At 70.6% G+C, this 18,644-nt stretch carries 20 protein-coding genes; 11 read left to right on the forward strand and 9 right to left on the reverse strand.

The genetic code is table 11. The features are described 5' to 3' along the window. Positions 1-918 (reverse strand): hypothetical protein, encoded by a 918-nt coding sequence (locus ACW5E8_RS13710; RefSeq protein ID WP_456966090.1) that lies wholly within the window; start codon positions 916-918, stop codon positions 1-3. 76 nt (positions 919-994) lie between these two features. Here ACW5E8_RS13710 and ACW5E8_RS13715 point away from each other — a divergent pair, with 76 nt between their 5' ends. After that, complete coding sequence (locus tag ACW5E8_RS13715) at positions 995-2,272, forward strand: acetyl-CoA C-acetyltransferase (protein WP_456966091.1); 1,278 nt, start codon at positions 995-997, stop codon at positions 2,270-2,272. Between the two features lie 6 nt (positions 2,273-2,278). Here the strand turns inward: ACW5E8_RS13715 and ACW5E8_RS13720 are convergent, their stop codons facing one another. The 3 genes from ACW5E8_RS13720 to ACW5E8_RS13730 all read right to left on the reverse strand — a co-directional run bounded on the left by ACW5E8_RS13720 (position 2,279) and on the right by ACW5E8_RS13730 (position 5,447). Further along, positions 2,279-3,526, reverse strand: a complete 1,248-nt coding sequence (locus ACW5E8_RS13720; protein ID WP_456966092.1) for a heme biosynthesis HemY N-terminal domain-containing protein — start codon at positions 3,524-3,526, stop codon at positions 2,279-2,281. 82 nt (positions 3,527-3,608) lie between these two features. After that, positions 3,609-4,634 carry a uroporphyrinogen-III C-methyltransferase gene (locus ACW5E8_RS13725; RefSeq protein WP_456966093.1) on the reverse strand — a complete coding sequence of 342 codons (1,026 nt, stop codon included), beginning with the start codon at positions 4,632-4,634 and terminating at the stop codon, positions 3,609-3,611. Positions 4,635-4,670: 36 nt separating this feature from the next. Next, positions 4,671-5,447 (reverse strand): uroporphyrinogen-III synthase, encoded by a 777-nt coding sequence (locus tag ACW5E8_RS13730; protein WP_456966094.1) that lies wholly within the window; start codon positions 5,445-5,447, stop codon positions 4,671-4,673. 70 nt (positions 5,448-5,517) lie between these two features. Here ACW5E8_RS13730 and ACW5E8_RS13735 point away from each other — a divergent pair, with 70 nt between their 5' ends. The 6 genes from ACW5E8_RS13735 to ACW5E8_RS13760 all read left to right on the forward strand — a co-directional run bounded on the left by ACW5E8_RS13735 (position 5,518) and on the right by ACW5E8_RS13760 (position 9,462). Further along, positions 5,518-5,985, forward strand: a complete 468-nt coding sequence (locus ACW5E8_RS13735) for a YiiD C-terminal domain-containing protein (protein ID WP_456966095.1) — start codon at positions 5,518-5,520, stop codon at positions 5,983-5,985. Between the two features lie 30 nt (positions 5,986-6,015). Then, the gene (locus ACW5E8_RS13740; RefSeq protein ID WP_456966096.1) at positions 6,016-6,447 is read left to right on the forward strand and encodes a hypothetical protein; all 432 of its coding nucleotides are present in this window, start codon (positions 6,016-6,018) and stop codon (positions 6,445-6,447) included. Positions 6,448-6,528: 81 nt separating this feature from the next. After that, positions 6,529-6,969, forward strand: coding sequence for a rhodanese-like domain-containing protein (locus tag ACW5E8_RS13745; RefSeq protein WP_456966097.1), 441 nt, complete (start codon positions 6,529-6,531; stop codon positions 6,967-6,969). A 57-nt stretch (positions 6,970-7,026) separates the two neighbouring features. Further along, on the forward strand, positions 7,027-7,566 hold the full coding sequence (gene secB / locus ACW5E8_RS13750) for a protein-export chaperone SecB (RefSeq protein WP_456966098.1): 540 nt from the start codon (positions 7,027-7,029) through the stop codon (positions 7,564-7,566). A gap of 19 nt (positions 7,567-7,585) precedes the next feature. Next, entirely contained in the window at positions 7,586-8,614 is a 1,029-nt protein-coding gene (locus tag ACW5E8_RS13755; protein WP_456966204.1) for an NAD(P)H-dependent glycerol-3-phosphate dehydrogenase, read from the forward strand. A 59-nt stretch (positions 8,615-8,673) separates the two neighbouring features. Beyond that, positions 8,674-9,462 (forward strand): DUF481 domain-containing protein, encoded by a 789-nt coding sequence (locus ACW5E8_RS13760; protein WP_456966100.1) that lies wholly within the window; start codon positions 8,674-8,676, stop codon positions 9,460-9,462. 102 nt (positions 9,463-9,564) lie between these two features. On the opposite strand, the gene ACW5E8_RS13765 is transcribed toward ACW5E8_RS13760, so the two are convergent. The 3 genes from ACW5E8_RS13765 to ACW5E8_RS13775 all read right to left on the reverse strand — a co-directional run bounded on the left by ACW5E8_RS13765 (position 9,565) and on the right by ACW5E8_RS13775 (position 12,003). Then, complete coding sequence (locus tag ACW5E8_RS13765; protein ID WP_456966102.1) at positions 9,565-10,131, reverse strand: porin; 567 nt, start codon at positions 10,129-10,131, stop codon at positions 9,565-9,567. Positions 10,132-10,764: 633 nt separating this feature from the next. Continuing rightward, a complete protein-coding gene (locus tag ACW5E8_RS13770; RefSeq protein ID WP_456966103.1) occupies positions 10,765-11,229 on the reverse strand; it encodes a tRNA (cytidine(34)-2'-O)-methyltransferase in 465 nt (154 codons plus the stop codon). A 60-nt stretch (positions 11,230-11,289) separates the two neighbouring features. Next, positions 11,290-12,003: an SDR family oxidoreductase gene (locus ACW5E8_RS13775; protein WP_456966104.1), complete on the reverse strand. Its 714-nt coding sequence runs from the start codon at positions 12,001-12,003 to the stop codon at positions 11,290-11,292. Positions 12,004-12,117: 114 nt separating this feature from the next. Between ACW5E8_RS13775 and ACW5E8_RS13780 the strand changes: the two genes are divergently transcribed. The 4 genes from ACW5E8_RS13780 to ACW5E8_RS13795 all read left to right on the forward strand — a co-directional run bounded on the left by ACW5E8_RS13780 (position 12,118) and on the right by ACW5E8_RS13795 (position 17,490). Continuing rightward, on the forward strand, positions 12,118-14,982 hold the full coding sequence (locus ACW5E8_RS13780) for a M16 family metallopeptidase (RefSeq protein ID WP_456966105.1): 2,865 nt from the start codon (positions 12,118-12,120) through the stop codon (positions 14,980-14,982). 182 nt (positions 14,983-15,164) lie between these two features. Beyond that, positions 15,165-15,473 (forward strand): DUF4156 domain-containing protein, encoded by a 309-nt coding sequence (locus ACW5E8_RS13785; protein WP_456966106.1) that lies wholly within the window; start codon positions 15,165-15,167, stop codon positions 15,471-15,473. A gap of 101 nt (positions 15,474-15,574) precedes the next feature. Next, a complete protein-coding gene (locus ACW5E8_RS13790; protein WP_456966107.1) occupies positions 15,575-16,591 on the forward strand; it encodes a 3-oxoacyl-ACP synthase III in 1,017 nt (338 codons plus the stop codon). A gap of 110 nt (positions 16,592-16,701) precedes the next feature. Beyond that, positions 16,702-17,490 (forward strand): TSUP family transporter, encoded by a 789-nt coding sequence (locus tag ACW5E8_RS13795; RefSeq protein ID WP_456966108.1) that lies wholly within the window; start codon positions 16,702-16,704, stop codon positions 17,488-17,490. Here the strand turns inward: ACW5E8_RS13795 and ACW5E8_RS13800 are convergent. Then, entirely contained in the window at positions 17,474-18,121 is a 648-nt protein-coding gene (locus ACW5E8_RS13800; RefSeq protein WP_456966205.1) for a hypothetical protein, read from the reverse strand. The genes ACW5E8_RS13795 and ACW5E8_RS13800 overlap by 17 nt on opposite strands. A gap of 156 nt (positions 18,122-18,277) precedes the next feature. Beyond that, positions 18,278-18,547, reverse strand: a complete 270-nt coding sequence (locus ACW5E8_RS13805; RefSeq protein ID WP_456966109.1) for a hypothetical protein — start codon at positions 18,545-18,547, stop codon at positions 18,278-18,280. Positions 18,548-18,644: the final 97 nt, after the last annotated feature.

The raw sequence follows: 18,644 nt of genomic DNA on the forward strand, positions 1-18,644 counted from the left end.
TCAGCGCGCGGGCGGGGCCTCGAGCTCCGCCCGCGCGTCGCCGCGGCAGTGGATGAACTCCACTGCCAGGCCATGGGCGCGCAGCAGGCTGGACAGCTGGCGCTGGCGGGCTTCGAAGTGGGCGTACAGGCGCTCAAGCCGGGCGCGCGCCTCATCGTCGGCGCCTGCGGCGTCCGGGGCATGGCGGGCCAGCCAGCCGGCATGCGTGAACAAGGCCATCCGCACCTCGCCCGCGGCATAGCGCAGCAGCGGTTCCGGCGGCGCGTCCAGCCAGGCCTCGCGCGTGGGCGACAGCAGCGCGGTTTCCAGCACCGGCCACAGCGGCGCCAGTCCGGCGTGCTCGTACTGCATCGCGGTGAGCGCACAGAGGTCGTGCACGGTGAGGTAGCGCGCGTGCTCGACCTGCATGCCGAAGGCCTCCTGAGCCGCCAGCGCGGTGCCGGCACCGGCCATGCCTTCTTCCATCAGGTCGGCCTCGCAGCGCGCGGACACGCGGGCGAGCGCGGCGGCGTCGCCGTCGAGGACGAAGGGCAGCAGCCGCAAGGGGCCACCGGAGTACTCGGGCGCGGGCGACAGCGCGCCCGGGAGCTGTCCTTCGTGGCTGCCGAACGCGAGCACGCGTGCGCCGCCGCCCGGCGCGCGCGGCGCCTTGGCGGCGAGCTGCCACAGCTCCTGGTGCAGGGGCCAGCCGGGGCGCAGCAGTTCGACCGGGTCGAAGTGCGCCGCGACCAGGGTCAGGTCGAGCCCGGTGGCATCTGGGGCGAACTTCGCGAGGTCGGCGGCAACCAGCGCGGCCAGTGCGCCGCCGTCGGCCTGCGGGACCGCGTCGCGCGCGGCGCGGGTGCCCGGTGCCAGCTCCAGCGCGAGCGCGCCGAGCACTCGCGGGCTACGGGGGGGATTGGATGCGGTCTTGTTCATTGGCCCTGCGCATGGGCGGCGCTAAACTCGCTCCATTATGCCCGCCATGGTCGGTGGGTCGCCCGCGAGGTCCCAGATGCTGCATGGTCGCCCCGTCGCCGTCCTCGGCGGCGTCCGCATTCCCTTCTGCCGCCAGAACACGGCCTACTCCGACGTCGGAAACCTCGGCATGTCGGTGCGCACCCTGGGCGCGCTGGTGGAGAAGTTCGGCCTCCACGGCCAGCGCCTGGGCGAGGTCGCGATGGGTGCGGTCATCAAGCACTCCAGCGATTGGAACCTCGGCCGCGAAGCCGCGCTGTCGTCGGGGCTGTCACCGCTGACCCCCGGCATCACCCTGCAGCGCGCTTGCGGCACGTCGCTTGATTCGATCATCACCATCGGCAACAAGATCGCCACCGGCCAGATCGACAGCGGCATCGGCGGCGGCAGCGACACCACCTCCGACGTGCCGATCGTCTACGGTCGCGCGCTGCGGCGCCGGCTGCTCGCGGCCAATGCGGCCAAGACCACGAAGGACAAGCTGGCGCAGTTCAAAGGCTTCCGCCTGGGCGAACTGAAGCCTGACTTCCCGGGCGTGGCCGAACCCCGCACCGGCAAGTCGATGGGCGAGCACTGCGAGGACATGGCCAAGGAGTGGAACATCGCGCGCGACTCGCAGGACGAGCTCGCGGTGGCGTCGCACCACAAGCTGGCCGCGGCCTATGAGCGCGGCTTCTTCGACGACCTGATCGTGGCCTTCCGGGGCGTGTCGCGCGACAACATCCTGCGCGCCGACAGCACGCTGGAAAAGCTGGCCACGCTGAAGCCGGCCTTCGACCGCACGTCGGGCCGCGGCACGCTGACCGCCGGCAATTCCACGCCGCTCACCGACGGCGCCGCCGCCTGCCTGCTGTCCACCGACGAGTGGGCGGCGCAGCACGGCCACGAGGTGCTGTGCCACGTCCGCGACGCGCACGTGTCGGCGGTCGACTTCGTCCACGGCGAGGGCCTGCTGATGGCGCCGACCGTGGCCGTGGCCGAGATGCTCGCGCGCAACAATCTGACGCTGCAGGACTTCGACATCTACGAGATCCACGAGGCCTTCGCCGCCCAGGTGCTGTGCACGCTGCGCGCCTGGGAGAGCGAGGACTATTGCCGCAACCGGCTCGGACTCGACGCGCCGATGGGCCGCATCGACCCGGTGAAGATCAATCCCGTGGGCTCGTCGCTCGCCACCGGCCATCCCTTCGCCGCCACCGGCGCGCGCGTGGTTGCGACCGCCGCGCGCCAGCTGCAGGAACGCGGCGGCGGCCGCGCGCTGGTCTCGATCTGCACCGCCGGCGGCATGGGCGTGGTCGCGATCCTGGAGCGCTGAGCGGGCTCACTCGCGCAGGCGCGGCATGCCGTGTTCGTCGCGGTCCTCGATGGCGGCGGCGTCGTGGATGCCCTGGCGCAGGTCGCGGTCCGCGAACGGCGTGACCGCTTCACCACGCTGCGCGCGCAGTGCGTTGGCGTAGGCGGCGCGGGCGCGGGCGTCGTCACCGGCCATGGCATGGCCGTCACCCAGCTCTTCCCAGGCCTCGGCGCCGGCACCCTGCGCGATCGCGCGGTGCAGATGGTCCTCGGCCTGCGGCCACTGGCCGCGCGCGCGCGCCAATCGGGCGAGGGTCAGCAGCAGGGCCGGGCTGCCCGGGTGCTGCTGCAGCCAGCGCTGCGCCGCGGCTTCGCGGTGCTCGATGCGCTCCACCGGCAGTCGGCCGTAGCGCAGGGCGAGGTCTTCGTCCCAGCGCGTGTCCAGCGCGTGTTCGATGCTCGACGTCGCGGCGTCCTCCCAGCGCAGCGCGGCGGCGCGTTCGGAATAGGCCGCGACCACGGCGGGCTCGCTGCGCAGGGGCTTGGGCAGGACTTCCCAACGCTCGGCCAGCGCATTGGCGTCGGTGGCCTCGTCCAGCGCCTGCGCCGCCCACACGCGCTCGCGATCGGCCAGCGCCGCGTCCGGCCAGGCCTGCTGCTGGCGCAGCGCACCCAGCAGCGAATAGGCCTCGGCGGCCTGGCGGGACGACGCCAATGCGTCGGCGCGCAGGGCCAGGCCTCGGGGCGACAGCGGCTGCGCATCGGGATCGTCCAACGCCACAAGGGCATCGGTCGGGCGGCCCTCGGCCAGGGCCAGCTCGGCGCGCCCGATGGCGCGGGTCAGGGCGTGGCGTGCGTCGATCGCATCCAGGTGGCTGCGCGCGGCGGCATGGTCACCGCGGGCCAGCGCGGCGCGGGCCGCGGCCAGCCGGGCAACCGCGGCGTCGCTCTCGTCGGACGCCTGCGGCAGCAGCTTTTCAGCGCGCGCGTAATGGCCCTGGTGCAGGGCTTCGAGCCCCGTGCCCAGGCGTTCGCGCGACTGGCGCTCGCGGCGGCGGCGGAAGGCGCGCAGCGGCACCGCCACCAGCGACCACAGCAGCCACAGTGCGAACAGCGCGACAACCACGGCCACCGACACCCACAGAAGGTTGGTGGTGTAGTCCCAGCCGCGGTAGCGCACGAGCACGTAGCCGGGATCCTGGGCGAGCAGGTTCCAGGCGAGCGCGCCGATGATGGCCAGCAGGATCCAGACAAGCAGGTTGCGGAACAGGTTCATGGCAGACCTCCAGATACTCGGACCACCGTAGCGACGGGGATGTCGTGGCTGTGTTCATGGCCACCGGACCGCGAGCCTGCGTTCAGCCAGCCAGCGCGGGGACAGGCGCCGCCGCGGGACGATCGCGGCGAAGCCGCAGCTGGTCCAGCGTGGTGCCAAGCTCGGGCAGCGCGAGCTCGAGCGGCATCGCGGCGATGGCATCCAGCTCGCGCCGGTGCGCGTCGCGCGCGGGGGAATCCGGCCACAGCCGCGGCAGCCAGGTCGCCGCCCGCGCCAGTGCTGCGGCATGCCCGCTGCCGTCGCGGCGCTCGGCGGCGGTGCGTGCCAGCGCCAGCTCCAGGCGCAGCGCGGCGAGTCCGGCGGCCTGTTCGCCGGAGTCCACCGCCAGACGATCATCACTGCGGCGGACGGCGACGATGCGCCCGGCCAGGCGCTGCCACCAGGGCGCTGCCGCGTCCGAGGCGGGATCCGTGGTCGGAAGGCCCGCCGGCAAGGCCCCGATATCGGCCTCGAAGGCGTTGATGCGGGCGACGGCGGCCACCCGCGGGTCCGCGCCAAGCGCGTCGAGCACCGCGCGTTCCTGGGCCAGTACCTGGCGCAGGTCGATGTCCGCGGGGTCGGTCAGCGCGTCGAGCAGGCGCGCCGCCAGGGCGTAGGCCCGGCGCGCGCCTTCGAGGTCGCCGGCAAGCAACAGGCGCTGCTGGCCCTGGGCGAGCAGCAGTTCGATCTCGTCCAGGCGCAGGGCGCGCGCGGCGTCCAGCGCCGGATCGGCCAGGCGCTGCACGCTCTCTTCCAACAGGGCGGCGCGCTGGCCGATGGCCAGCAGTTCATCGCGAAGCAGGCGGTTGGTGGCTTCGGCCTGCTGCATGCGTTTGGCCTGCGCCTGCTGGCCTTCGCGGAACTGGGCCAGGCGCTGCTCGAGCGCATCCACGCGGACGGCCTCCTGCGCGTCGGCGGCGCGCCGCGCTCCGGTCTCGGCCTGCCAGGCACGCCAGGCCAGGGTGCCGGCGACCGGCAGCAGGACCAGCAGCAACAGCCAGGCCAGGGCAGAGGTGCGACGTCGCGGCGCGGGCTGCGTGGCGGGCTGGGGAGACTCGGTGGCGTTCACAGGGTGCGGCGGAATGCGCGGATGGGGGCGCCCATGTTAGGGCTTCGGCGCTGCCCCGGAGCACTGGGCCAGCATCGCCGCGGGGCGCGCGCTGGCAGCGACGGCGGCCACACGCAGGCCGCGCTCGCGGGCAAGCCCGGCCAGGCGTTCGCTGGCAGCCACCACGGCGGCTTCCTGCAGGCGCGCGAGGGCGTCGCCAGGCAGGGTGGCCAGTACGTGCTCCAGCGCCTCGCCGCTGCTCAGCAGCAGCCAGGCCGGCGCATCCAGTGCGCGCAGCGTGGCGACCGCGCGTGGCGACGGTGCGATCGGCACGCGTTCGTAGACGTTGGCCCGCAGCACGCGCGCGCCGCGGCGGGCCAGCGTCGCGGCGATCACCCCGCGGCCGCCCGGCGCGGTCACCAGGCCCACGTCCAGGCCCTGGACATCGCGCAGTGAGGGCAGGGCCAGCAGGCCTTCGCTGTCCATCCGTTCCGGGGATCCGACGTGGCCTGCGCCCGCACGGCGCAGCGCCAGGGCGGTGCCGGCGCCCACGGCCGCCCAGGCCTGGTCGGGGCGTGGACGCAGCGGCTGCAGCGTGGCCGCCGCGGCCACCGCGGCCGGACTGGTGAACACCACCCGCGGCGACGCCAACGTCCGCTGCAGCGTGCCGCGTACGTTGGGGTCATCAAGCTGCGCAATGCGCCACGGGGACAGGGCCAGGGTGCGCGCGCCCAGCGCCGCGGCGGCGCGGCGCACGGTGCCGTGGCCACCGACCGGTCGCAGTGAGATGACGTAGCATCCGGACAGTCGCCCGGGGGTGGCGTGCGCAGGCATCGCATCAGCTTGGTGCCTCGCGGCGACGCCCGCAAGGCGGCGGCCCCACGACCCACGGACACGACACCGAATGCGCTCGATGCAACTGGACGACGAACTCCGCGCACTGGATGCGCACTACCGCTCGATGCCGCCGGTGGCGGCCATGGACATCGCCATCGCCGCGCGCGTGGGCGACACGCTCACCCTGCGCGCGCCGCTGGCCTTGAACGTCAACGACAAGGCCTGTGCCTTCGGCGGCAGCCTGGTGTCGCTGATGACCCTGGCCGGCTGGGGCCTGGTCACCCTGCGCTGCCACCAGCTCGGCATCGACGCCGACGTGTTCGTGGCCGACAGCGAGATCCGCTACCTGGCGCCGCTTTTCAGCGACCTGCAGGCCACCGCCGCGCTGGCCGACGGCAGCGGCTGGGCGCCGTTCGACGACGCGCTGCGCAGCCGCGGACGCGCGCGGGTGCGCATCGCCGCCACCGTGCCGCTGCCCGATGGCGGCATCGCCACCACCCTGCGCGCGGGTTACGCCGCCATCGCCAGGGGTTAGCATGGCCGCCGACGCCACGGGGACCCTGCCATGCGACTGACGCGCCACCGCACCGCCTTCGCCATCCTCGTGCTGCTGGCCTGCGCGCTGCTGCTGCCCGGCTGCGCCAGCACCGGCAAGGGCGAATCCCTGAACCGCGCGCAGTACGCCTGGTCGGCCGCGATCCGCTGGGGCGACTTCGAGGGCGCCTGGAACCTGGTCGACCCCGGCTACCGCGAGCAGAATCCACTGACCGAGGTCGAGTTCGAGCGCTTCAACCAGATCCAGGTCTCCCACTACCGCGAGATGGGCGCCCAGCAGGCGACCGGCGACATCGTGGTGCGCGACATCGACATCGGCGTCATCAACCGTCACACCATGGCCGAGCGCGGCCTGCGCTACCGCGAGTCCTGGCGCTACGACGAGCAGGCGCGCACCTGGTGGATCACCGGCGGCCTGCCCGACTTCTGGCGCGGCGAGTAAGGCCTGCCGCCGCAGGCCCGGCTTTGCGCCGCCGCCTGCACTGGGCGACAATCGCTGCCCGCCGACGCAAGGCCACGCAACGTGAATTTCGAAGAACTGTCGGCCTTCCTTGGCCGCAACCCCATGCTGGCGCTGGCACTGGCCGGCATCACCGTGGCGATCGTCTACACCGAGGTCATGCGCGTGTTCCGCGGCTTCAAGGGCCTGCGTCCGGCCGAGCTGACCGCGCTGGTCAACCGCGAGAACGCGCTGGTGGTGGACCTGCGCCCGTCGGCCGAATTCGAGAAGGGGCACATCCCCGGTTCGAAGAACGTGCAGATGGCCCAGTTCGACCCCGAAGCCAAGACCCTGGCCGGCGCCAAGGCGCTGCCCGTGGTCGCGGTGTGCAAGATGGGCACGACCGCCGTCGACGCCGCCAAGCGCCTGCGCAAAGCCGGTTTCGAGCGGGTCTACGTGCTCGAAGGCGGCATCGCTGCCTGGCAGGGCGAGAGCCTGCCGCTGGCCAAGGGACGCGGAAAGTAGCCGTCCCCGGCATGCGATAATCCTCCTCTTACCTGAACTCCGCTGGAGCTACACCCGATGTCCGACCAAGAAGCCACGAACGCCAACGGTGCCGCCGGTGCCGCCCCCGAGCAGCCTGCCGGGCCGCAGTTCACCGTCGAGAAGATCTACGTCAAGGACGTCTCGTTCGAGTCCCCGAAGTCGCCGCAGGCGTTTGCCGAGACGGGCCAGCCGCAGCTGCAGATGAACCTCAACCAGCGCGTCACGCGGATCTCCGAAGTGGCGTTCGAGGTCGTGCTCGGGATCAACCTCACCTGCAAGGTGGGCGAGGACACCCTGTACCTGGTCGAGATGCAGCAGGCCGGCCTGTTCAACATGGCGGGCTTCGACGAGCAATCGCTTGACGCGATGCTCGGCACGCACTGCCCGGCCATCCTGTACCCGTACGCGCGCCAGGTCGTTGCCAGCCTGATCCAGGCCGGCGGCTTCGCTCCGTTCGTGCTGCAGCCGATCAACTTCGACGCGCTGTACGCCGAGGGCCTGCGCCAGCGCGCGGCCGGGCAGCAGGCTGCCGGTGCGACCGACCTGGCCACCAGCGGGACCGGCGGCAACGCCTGAGGTGGTTGAGCAGCCTTCCATCGCATCGCCGGCCAAGCCGGCGGTCGCGGTGCTCGGCGCGGGCTCCTGGGGCACTGCGCTCGCCGCGCTGATCGCGCGCCACGACCACCCGACCCGGCTCTGGGGCCGGGACGCGGACGTGGCCGAAGCCATCAACGCCGGCGATGGGAATCCGCGCTACCTGCCGGGCATCGCCCTGCCGCGCGGGCTGCGTGCGGGCACCGACCTCGCCACGACGCTGGCCGGCGCGGACCTCGTGTTGGTGGCGGTGCCGTCGCATGCATTCGCCGACACGATCCGCACGCTGGCGCCGCTGCGTCCGGCGCATGCCGGCGTGGCCTGGGCGACCAAGGGCTTCGAACCCGGCTCGGGCCGGTTCCTGCACGAAGTCGCCGGCGAGATGCTGGGTACCGACGTGCCGCTGGCCGTGGTCACCGGCCCATCGTTCGCCAAGGAAGTAGCGGCCGGGCAGCCGACCGCGGTCACCGTCCACGGTGACAACGAAGCCTTCGCCCAGTCCGTGGCCGATATCCTCCACGGCCCCGCGTTCCGCGCCTATACCGGCAACGACATGCGCGGCGCCGAGCTGGGCGGCGCGATGAAAAACGTGCTGGCGGTGGCCACCGGCGTGGCCGACGGCATGAACCTCGGACTCAACGCCCGTGCCGGCCTCATCACCCGCGGGCTCAACGAGATGCTGCGCCTGAACCTCGCCATCGGCGGCCGCTCCGAGACCCTCATGGGCCTGGCCGGCCTCGGCGACCTGGTGCTGACCTGCACCGGCGACCTGTCGCGCAACCGGCGCCTGGGCCTGGCCCTTGGCCGCGGCCAAAGCCTGGACGACGCGGTGCGCGAGATCGGCCAGGTGGTGGAGTCGGTGCAGACCGCCGACGAAGTCATGCGCCAGGCCGAGGCCCACGGCGTCGAGCTGCCGATTTCGGTGAATGTCCGTGCAGTCCTGCATGGCGACATCACCCCCGCCGAGGGCCTGGCCCGGCTGCTCGCGCGCGAGCAGAAGGCGGAGTACGCCGGCAAGCTGATCGGCTGAGCCGCCGCCGCCCGGCGGCGCACGAAAACAAACCGCAAGACCAAGGGATCACTGCACCCATGCATCATCGCGCCACCCGTTTCGTACCTGTCCTGGCCCTGGCCCTGATCGCCGTGCCCCTGCCGGCTTCGGCGCAGGACGATGCCAGTGCCGCGCCGCCCGAAGGCTGGTCCGGCACCGGCGAGCTGGGCTTTGCGCTGTCGCGCGGCAACGCGCGCTCCGAGAACCTCAATGCCAGGCTTGCCTTCGGCCGCGAGACCGACAGCTGGAAGCACGACTGGTACGCCGCCGCCATGCGCGCCAAGGGCGAGGCCACCGGCGACTTCGATGGCGACGGCACCGAAGAAACGCGCTACGACCTCAGCGCCAACCGCTACGAACTCGGCGCGGCCAGCGGCTACAAGTTCGACGATCACAACTACCTCATCGGCAGCGGCCGCTACGAGAACGACGACTTCGCTCCTTTCGATTACCAGGCCACGCTGGCGATCAGCTATGGCCGCAGGATCATCGATGCCGAACGCACCCGCCTGCTGGCCGAGGTCGGCCCCGGCTACCGGCGCGCGCGCGACGCCGAAACGGGCTCGGTGGAGACCCGGGCCATCGTGCGCAGCCTGGTCGACTTCTCGCACCGGCTCACCGAGAACACCGTGCTCGGCAACAAATTGCTGATCGAAGCCGGCAGCGACAACACCTTCGCGCAGAACGACCTGGGCGTGGCGGTGGCGATGAACGAGGCCTTCGCGCTGAAGGCCGGGCTGCAGCTGCGGCACAACACCGATGTCGGTACGGGGACGAAGAAGACCGACACCCTGACCACGATCAACCTGGTCTACAGCTTCCTGTAATCGGCGGAGCGCGCAAAAAAAGACCCCGACCTTGCGGCCGGGGTCATGCATCGCGGAGCGGGGAGAGAGTCGCGCCGCGAAGTCACACGGGTGCCACGGGATTTACCAGGTGAAGCGCGGGCCGACGAACCATTCGGTCACGTCGCCGTTGAACTTGACGTCGCCGTTGATGCCCCAGTTCGGGCTGAAGCGGACGTTGGCGCCCAGGCGGCCATAGAAGTCGCCGTCGATGCCGCCGTCGTAGTCCTCGTAACCGACCAGCGCGTAGCCGTCGAAGTTGTTGGCGAGCAGGCTGCGCGCGCCGACTTCGGTGCTCCAGCCGTCGAATTCGAGGTCGTTGCCAAGCACGCGGCCGGCGTCGAGCTTCTGGTACGCGACGCGGGCCAGCAGGTCGGTGCGCTGCGAGATGCCGAGGTTGTAGCCGAGGCCGATGCGGTACTGGTCGACGTCGATGCGGGTGTTGTCGATCTCCTGGCTGTTGAAGCCGCCGAAGACGTGGAAATTGTCGTGGAAGGCGAACGAACCGTTGGCGGCATAGCCGTCGGCGTCGATGTCGCCGTTGGACGCCAGGTAGCCGGCCTCGAGGTAGTTGTAGGAGATGCCTTCGGCCGCGTTCGCGGCGAACGGCAGCGATGCCGCCAGTGCAATGGCGATCAGGGAACGCTTCATCGGGGGGAGTCCTCTATTTCGTTTTTGCTTTAGGGAGAGGACCGGCCACGGGGGCAGGGGAGGGAGAGAACCGATCGGGGAAATCGGATACCGCCCGTGGCCGGTGAGACGCATTCTGGCCAAGCGAAGGCAACCTCACCTGAATAATGAACCCGAGAGTGCAGGAACTTTCCGGGATGCTGTGTGTCATCTGCGCCACGCCACCGGCCCGGCTTTCGCGGAGACGAGCTCACGGGTCTGCTGATAGCAGGCTGCCTCGGCTTCAGCCGGTGGGCTGATTCCGATCGGCTCCAGCAGGCGTTGGTGGTTTATCCGCAAGTGGCGAAGAGCCGAAAGTTGTGATGCTTTCAACGGTTCACTACGTCGCGTATGGCGTAGATGCAGACTCGTTCGAGCATGACGTTTCCTGCCTGTCTGGCGCGAGCGGCATCGGAGGTTCGACGTCCGTTCAGATGTGACGCTGGTCTCGTCAACGGCCATCAGGGAAGGGCTTGGTCAGGGGCGAATCATTTGCTTGAGGGCTTCGGCAAGCGCTTTAGATTGGCATCAAGGTGAGATTCCAACGGAAGTCATCGACCGCCCGGCGTGCGCGTCCACGCGCGCGTCGGCGCGGTACGCTTGCAGATGAACCTCTCAGCCGGCGCCCGCGAACTCCGATTGCCGCCACGCCTCGTACGACACCACCGCCACCGCGTTCGAGAGGTTGAGGCTGCGGTTGCCGGGGCGCATCGGCAGCAGCAGGCGGTGTGCGTCAGGAACGGCTTCGAGCACCGTGTCAGGCAGCCCGCGGGTCTCGCAGCCGAACAGGAACGCATCACCGGCGGCATACCGAGGGGCGTCGTAGCGCACCTGCCCACGCGAACTGAGTGCGAACAGCCGCGGCGGCGCGATGGCCGCCAGGGCCGCTTCAAGGCTGTCGTGCACCGCCACCCGCGCGTACTCGTGGTAGTCCAGGCCCGCGCGCCTGAGCTGCCGGTCATCCATGTCGAAGCCCAGGGGCCGCACCAGGTGCAGCCGGGCGCCGGTGTTGGCGCACAGGCGGATCACGTTGCCGGTGTTGGGCGGGATCTCGGGCTGGTGGAGGATGATCTCGAACATCGGTGTCGGCGCGTGGCACGGGGCCGTGGCAGGGCGCGGCAGGATACCCGCCGTGGCCGGCTACCAGGCGATCGCCTCGCCGCGCCAGTCGAGGAAGTGGCCGCTGTCTGCGGCGCCCAATCCATCGATGACGCCCAGCAAGCCGGCGGCCGATTCGCCCACCGACTCCGTGGCCTGCTCGCCGCCCATCTCCGTCTGCACCCAGCCCGGATGCAGCGCGACCACCAGGATGCCGCGCTCCGCCAGCGCCTGCGCCAGCAGCGCCGTGACCATGTTCTGCGCGGCCTTGCTGATGTTGTAGCTGGGCGTGCCGAAGCGCCTGCAGCCGGCGATCGAGCCCAGCTGCGATGACAGGTTGGCCACTTTGGCGCCGTCCGCCAGCAGCGGGGCCAAGGCCTGGGTAAGCAGCAGTGGCCCCGCGGCGTTGACCCGGAAGCTGTGCTCCAGGTTGGCCTCGCCAAGCTTTCCGAAGCGCTCGCCGGAGTGCAGCACGCCGGCATTGTTGACCAGCAGGTCGATGCGGCCGCCGTCGCCGAGCACCAGCGGCAGTTCGGCGGCGAGTGCCGCACGGGAGCGCGCGTCGGCGACGTCCAGCGGCAGCACGTGCAGGCGCCCGGGATGCTCGCCGGCCAGCGCATTGAGCGCCGAAGCCCGCCCCGGCTCCCGGCAGGCGGCGATGGCATGGTCGCCGCGGGCCAGCAGGCGTTGGATGAATTCCAGGCCCAGGCCGCGGTTGGCGCCGGTGACCAGGGACGTGCGCGATCGAGTATCCATGTCGCGAGCATGCACCAGCCGGGGTCGCGACGCCGTGGCCATCGGGACCTATGACCCGGTCACCCGCGCGGGAAGGCGGCTTACCATGGGGGCTGACCCGACAAGGAAGATCCCATGCCGACGCTCAAGACCTCGCCGCGCCGCGGCACCCTGCTCGCCATCGCGCTCGCCGCCGCCCTCGGAACGGCCGCGCCCCTGGCCTGGGCGGAATCGCCGCCGGTCGCGGCCAAGGCCGGCGTCGACATCCCCTATGAGCAGTTCACCCTGCCCAACGGCCTGCGCGTGGTGGTGCACACCGACCGCAAGGCGCCGATCGTGGCGGTGAACATCTGGTACCACGTCGGCAGCAAGGACGAACCCTCGGGGCGCAGCGGCTTCGCCCACCTGTTCGAGCACTTGATGTTCCAGTCCTCGGAGAACCACCAGGGCGAGTACTTCGCGCCCTACACGCAGATCGGCGTGACCAACCAGAACGGCACCACCAACACCGACCGCACCAACTACTTCCAGAACGTGCCCACCACCGCGCTCGATACCGCGCTGTGGATGGAGTCCGACCGCATGGGCCACCTGCTGGGCGCGGTCGACCAGGCGGCGCTCGACGAGCAGCGCGGTGTGGTCCAGAACGAAAAGCGCCAGGGCGAGAACCAGCCCTACGGCCAGGCCTGGACCAAGCTGATGCAGGCCCTGTACCCGGCCGGCCACCCCTACAACCACACCGTCATCGGCTCGATGAACGACCTTGATGCCGCCGCGCTCGAGGACGTGCACGCCTGGTTCCGCGCCTGGTACGGCCCGAACAACGCGGTGCTGGTGCTGGCCGGTGACATCGACGTCGCCACCGCGAAGGAAAAGGTCGCGAAGTACTTCGGCCACATCCCGGCCGGCCCGGACATGGCGCAGCCCGCGGTGGACATCGCGCGGCGCACGCAGTCCACGCGCGAAACGATGCACGACAAGGTCCCGCAGGCCCGCATCTACCGGGTCTGGAACGTGGCCGAGGTGGGCGACGCCGATCTCGATCGCCTGCAGCTGCTGGGCCAGGTGCTCGGCGGCAGCCGCTCCTCGCGCCTGGATGCGCGCCTGCTCCACCGCGACCAGCTGGTCGACAGCATCAGCGCCGGCACCTATGCCAAGCAGCTGGGCTCGAACTTCATCGTCATGGCCAACGTCAAGCAGGGCGTGGACCCGGCGAAAGTGGAAGCGGTGATCGACGAGGAGATCGAACGCCTGCTGGCCGAAGGCCCGACCGCCGATGAGCTGGAGCGCGCGCGCACCGTGTTCCGCGCCGGCTTCGTCCGCGGCATCGAGCGCATCGGCGGCTTCGGCGGCAAGGCCGACGCGCTGGCCGAGTGCGCGGTCTATGCCGATGACCCGGGTTGCTTCCGCGAGTCGCTGCAAATCATCGAGACCAGCACCGGCGAGCAGGTGCAGGCGGCCGGCCGCGAGTGGCTGGCGCAGGGCGACCACACCCTGGTGATCCTGCCCGGCGAGCGCACCGCGCTGGTCGAGGCGCCGGCCGGCACCCCGCAGCCCTGGGATCTTCCGGAGGTGGACAGCCGCTACAGCGTGCAGCCGGCCACGGTCGATCGCAGCCTGGGCGTGCCGATGCCCGAGGAATTCCCGGAGCTGAAGTTCCCCGAGGTCGAGCGCGCCACGCTCGGCAACGGCAGCACGGTGGTGCTCGCGCGCCGTACCGGCGTGCCGGTGGTGCAGATGCGCTACCAGTTCCCGGGCGCCGGCTACACCGCCGACGCCGGCAAGAAGATGGGCACGGCGAGTTTCGCCATGGCCATGCTCGACGAAGGCGCCGCCGGCCTGCCCGCGCTGGAATTCGCCGATCACGCCGAGGCGCTCGGTGCGCAGCTCGGCGCGAGCTCCGGGCTGGACGCCGGCACCGCCTGGCTGTCGGCGCTGAAGGGCAACCTTGATGCGTCGGTGGCGCTGTTCGCCGACATGCTGCGCAGGCCCGACTTCACCGCGGCCGAGATCGAGCGCGTGCGCGCCACCTGGATCGCCAACATCGCCCAGGAAAAGGCGAGCCCGCAGACCGCGGCGCTGCGCGTGCTGCCGCCCCTGCTCTATGGCGAAGGCCATCCGTATGCGATGCCGTTCACCGGCAGCGGCACCGAGGCCTCGATCGCTTCGCTCGACCGCGACGACCTGGTGGCCTTCCACCGCACCCAGCTGCAGCCCGAGGGCGCGACCCTGATCGTGGTCGGCGACACCACCCTGGCCGAGATCGTGCCCGTGCTCGAGAAGCACCTGGGCGACTGGTCGGGCAGCGGCGAGGCGCGTGCCGCGGCCGCCGAGATTCCGGCCGTTGCCCGCCCGTCGGCGGCGCGGGTGTTCCTGATCGACCAGCCCGGCGCGGTGCAGGCCAACATCTATGCCGGCCAGGTGGTGCCTTCGACCATGGACGATGGCGCGGTGCGCTTCGACATCGCCAACGGCGTGATCGGCGGCGACTTCACCGCACGCCTGAACATGAACCTGCGCGAGGACAAGCACTGGTCCTACGGCGCCCGCAGCGGTGCCTCCGGGGCCCTCGGCCAGCGTCCGTGGCTGGCCTCCGCCCCGGTGCAGATCGACAAGACCGCCGAGGCCATGGCCGAGATGCAGCGCGAGATCGCCGGCTACGCCAGCGGCGACATGCCGCCGACGGTGGAAGAGGTCGAGCGCATCCGCGCCATCAACACCCTGAGCCTGCCGGGCGCGTACGAGACTGCGTCGTCGGTGGCCTCGACCATCGCCGGCAACGTCATGTACGGCCGTCCCGACGACTATGTCGTGCGCCGCAAGGCCGAGATCGAAGCGATGACCCCTGCGCAGGTGGCGGAGGCCGCGAAGACCATCGATGCCGGCACCCTGACCTGGGTGGTGGTGGGCGACCTGTCGCAGATCGAGGCCCCGGTGCGCGCGCTGGAACTCGGTGAAGTGACGGTGCTCGACGCCGACGGAAACCCCGTCGCGCGCTGAAGCCGTCTTTCTCTGGAGCCGGCTCCCGCCGGGCCGGCTTCCACCAGCGCTCCTGCAGGAGCGACGGGCCTGCCTCTGTGGGAGCGGCTATAGCCGCGATCGCGGTATTCCGACAATCGCGGCTATAGCCGCTCCCACAGCCGGCGGGGCACAATCCACCGGTTCCGACACGGAGTCATTCCATGCGCCAACTGCTGCTTTTCCCCCTCCTGGCCGCACTATCCGCGTGCACCTGGGTGCATATGGCGCCGGGCGCTTCTTCGGTGCGCATCGCCGCCTCGCCGCCGGCGGGCTGCGAGAAGCGCGGCGAGGTCGAGGTCGCGGTGAAACACAGCATCGCATTCATCGACCGCAATGCCCTGCGGGTGCGCGAGGAGCTGGAAACCCTGGCCCGCAACGAGGCCCCCGGGCTGGGTGCCGACACCATCAACCCGCTATCCGATCCCGTGCGCGGCGCACAGCGCTGGGCGGCCTGGCGCTGCGGCGGTTGAGCGCCGAGCGCTGAACGGGGCCGGGTGGCCGCAAGTGCGCGTGGGGCCGGAAGCCGGTACCCTAGGAAATCTTTGTTCCTGTTCCCCACGGCGGCCAGCCCATGTTGTTTCAGCACGTAGCCATTGCGGGTCTCGCGCACATCGACGCCCCGCGTCGACTGTCTTCCGACGAGATCAACGCCCGCCTCAAGCCGACGCTCGACCGCCTCGGCATCAAGACCGACGTCCTGAAGGACATCGCCGGCATCCACGCCCGGCGCCTGTGGGATGGCGACATGCTGGCCTCCGACGCCGCGACGCTTGCCGGCGTGAAGGCGCTGGCCGACGCCGGCATCGACCCCGCGCGCGTGGGCCTGCTGGTCAACACTTCGGTCAGCCGCGACTACCTCGAGCCGTCCACGGCCAGCATCGTCAGCGGCAACCTCGGGCTGCCCGACACCTGCCAGAACTTCGACGTCGCCAACGCCTGCCTGGCCTTCATCAACGGCATGGACATCGCCAGCCGCATGATCGAGCGCGGCGAGATCGAGTACGCACTCGTGGTGGACGGCGAAACCGCCGACCTCGCCTACGAGAAGACGATCGAGCGCCTCACGCGCGCCGACGTCACCGACGAGGACTTCCGCAACGAGCTCGCCACGCTCACGCTCGGCTCCGGTGCCGCCGCCATGGTGCTGGCCCGCGCCGAACTCGCCCCCGGCGCCCCGCGCTACAAGGGCGGCGTGACCCGCGCGGCCACCGAGTGGAACAAGCTCTGCCGCGGCAACCTCGACGGCATGGTCACCGATACCCGCACGCTGCTGATCGAAGGCATCAAGCTGGCGACCAAGACCTTCGAGGTCGCCAAGCACAAACTGGGCTGGGTGGCCGCCGAACTCGACGAGTTCGTGATCCACCAGGTCAGCAAGGTGCACACCGCGGCCTTCACCAAGGCCATGGGCATCGACCCGAAGAAGGTCATGACCATCTTCGGCGAGCACGGCAACATCGGCCCGGCTTCGGTGCCGATCGTGCTCAGCAAGCTGCGCGAGATGGGCCGCCTGAAGAAGGGCGACCGCGTGGCGCTGCTGGGCATCGGCTCGGGCCTGAACTGCTCGATGGCCGAGGTGGAGTGGTAAGCGCCGGCTGATACAGGCGCTCGGGGGCCGGCTTGTCCGGCCCTCGTCGTATGTGGATCCCGGCAATCCCGGGCGATGCCGCGGCCGCGGCCGGGTGATGGAGGATGTCCATGGAATTCGGGCTTGAAGTCCTGGCCCTGCTGGCGCTGGCGGCCTTCGTCGCCGGCACCATCGACGCGCTCGCGGGCGGCGGCGGCCTGATCACCATCCCGGCACTGATGGCCGCCGGCATTCCGCCTGTGCAGGCGATCGCGACGAACAAGCTGCAGTCCAGCTTCGGCACCGCCGGCGCCGTGCTCGCGTTCGCGCGCCAGGGACGGATCGACTTCCGGCGCTTCCTGTGGCCGGCGGTGGGGGCGTTCGCCGGCTCGGTGGGCGGCGCGATCGCGATCCAGCTGGTGGATCCGTCCTTCCTCGCCGGCCTGGTGCCCGTGCTGCTGGTGGCGATGGCGGCCTACTTCCTGCTCGGGCCCAAAGCCAGCGAAGCCGAGCGCCACGCCCGCCTGGGCGACGCCGCCCTGGTCACGATCATGTTCGCGATCGGCTTCTACGACGGCTTCTTCGGGCCCGGCACCGGCTCGTTCATGGCGACCGTGCTGGTGGCGCTGTTCGGCATGGGGCTGGTCTCGGCCACCGCGCACACCAAGTTGCTGAATCTCGCGAGCAACGTCGCTGCGCTGGCCACCCTGGTCATCGGCGGCCAGGTGTTGTGGGTGGTGGGGCTGGTGATGGCGGTGGCGAGCATTGCCGGCGGCCAGCTGGGTGCGCACCTGGCGCTTGGCAAGGCGGGCGCGCGGGTGATCCGGCCGCTGCTGGTGGTGATGTCGCTGGCACTGACGGTGAAACTGCTGATGGAGCCGGGGAATCCGCTGGTGGCGTGGGTCAGGGGTGTGCCGTGACGCGACTTTGCGCGAACTCCGGGAAGGTTTCCGCTATCGGCGCCGCATCCGGCAAGACGTAAAACACACCGCCCCGCTCGAACGTAGGGCGGATGATCCCCTCGTAGAACTCGGGCGAGACATTGATGCAGCCGTGGGTGACGCGGTTGTCGTCCGGCGTAGGCGATGCAAGGCGTTCGGCGCGTTTCTCGGCCGGGACGCCTGTCGCGGTCGGGTGGATGGAGACTGCGGAATCGTAGTCCACCCACAGCACGCGCCCGGCGTCGATCGACGGACCGTAACCGCCCACGAAGCGGCCCGCGGGCGTGGTGCGATCGCGGCCAGGAATCTCGCGAAGCGCGAGGCCGGCGATGCCGGGGGCCGTGTGATCGCCGACCGCGGAGCCAAAGAGCCCAGGTGCGGCGCCGCGAAGTCGGCCGTCGCCGCCGAACACCAGGACCTGTGCGGCGGCCTTGTCGATGATCGCGAACGGATAGCCCTGGTTGTCATTGGCGGCGACAACCCAGCCCGCCAGCTCGATTACCGTGGCGGACACATCCTGGCCTCGCGGAAGCTGGTCGACAGTGGCGACCGGTTGCGCGGCGGCATCCTCGGCGCTGGCCACGCCGAAGCTCGCGAACGCCAACGCCAGTGCCAGCGCTGCATGAACGGACCGGATCGCGGGGTGTGTGTACGTACGGATAAACGGTTCCTTGGAACGAAGACTGGGTAAAGCCAGGAGACCGGTGGCCAGTAAAGACCACCGGGTCCCGGCTCAGGCCGTTCGTCGCGATTCGTGCAGGAGCGACTAACCGCGCGGCACGCGGCGCGGCGCCGCTTCGAGCTGCTGGACGCGGCTTTCCATTTGATCCAGTCGTTGGTTGGCCTGCGTCGCGGACTGATTGGCGGATTCGGCGCTCTGGGCCGCGCCCTGCACCCTCGTGTCGAGTTGATCGAGGCGCGAGTTGATCCCGGCAAACTCGTCGTCATACGTGGCGCAGGCGGAAAGGCCCACGGTAGCGACGATCGCCACGCCGAGCGTACGCGCCATCACCAGATGTTGCTTGTTCAGGAACATGTCGTTCTCCTTCGTCTGGGTATCGGAATATAGCGGCCTTTTTGCCGGGTCCATGACCCGTCTTCAGCTGACGTTGGAGTGCGTGCATGGAGTGTGA

It is taken from the genome of Luteimonas sp. A649 (assembly GCF_054072735.1).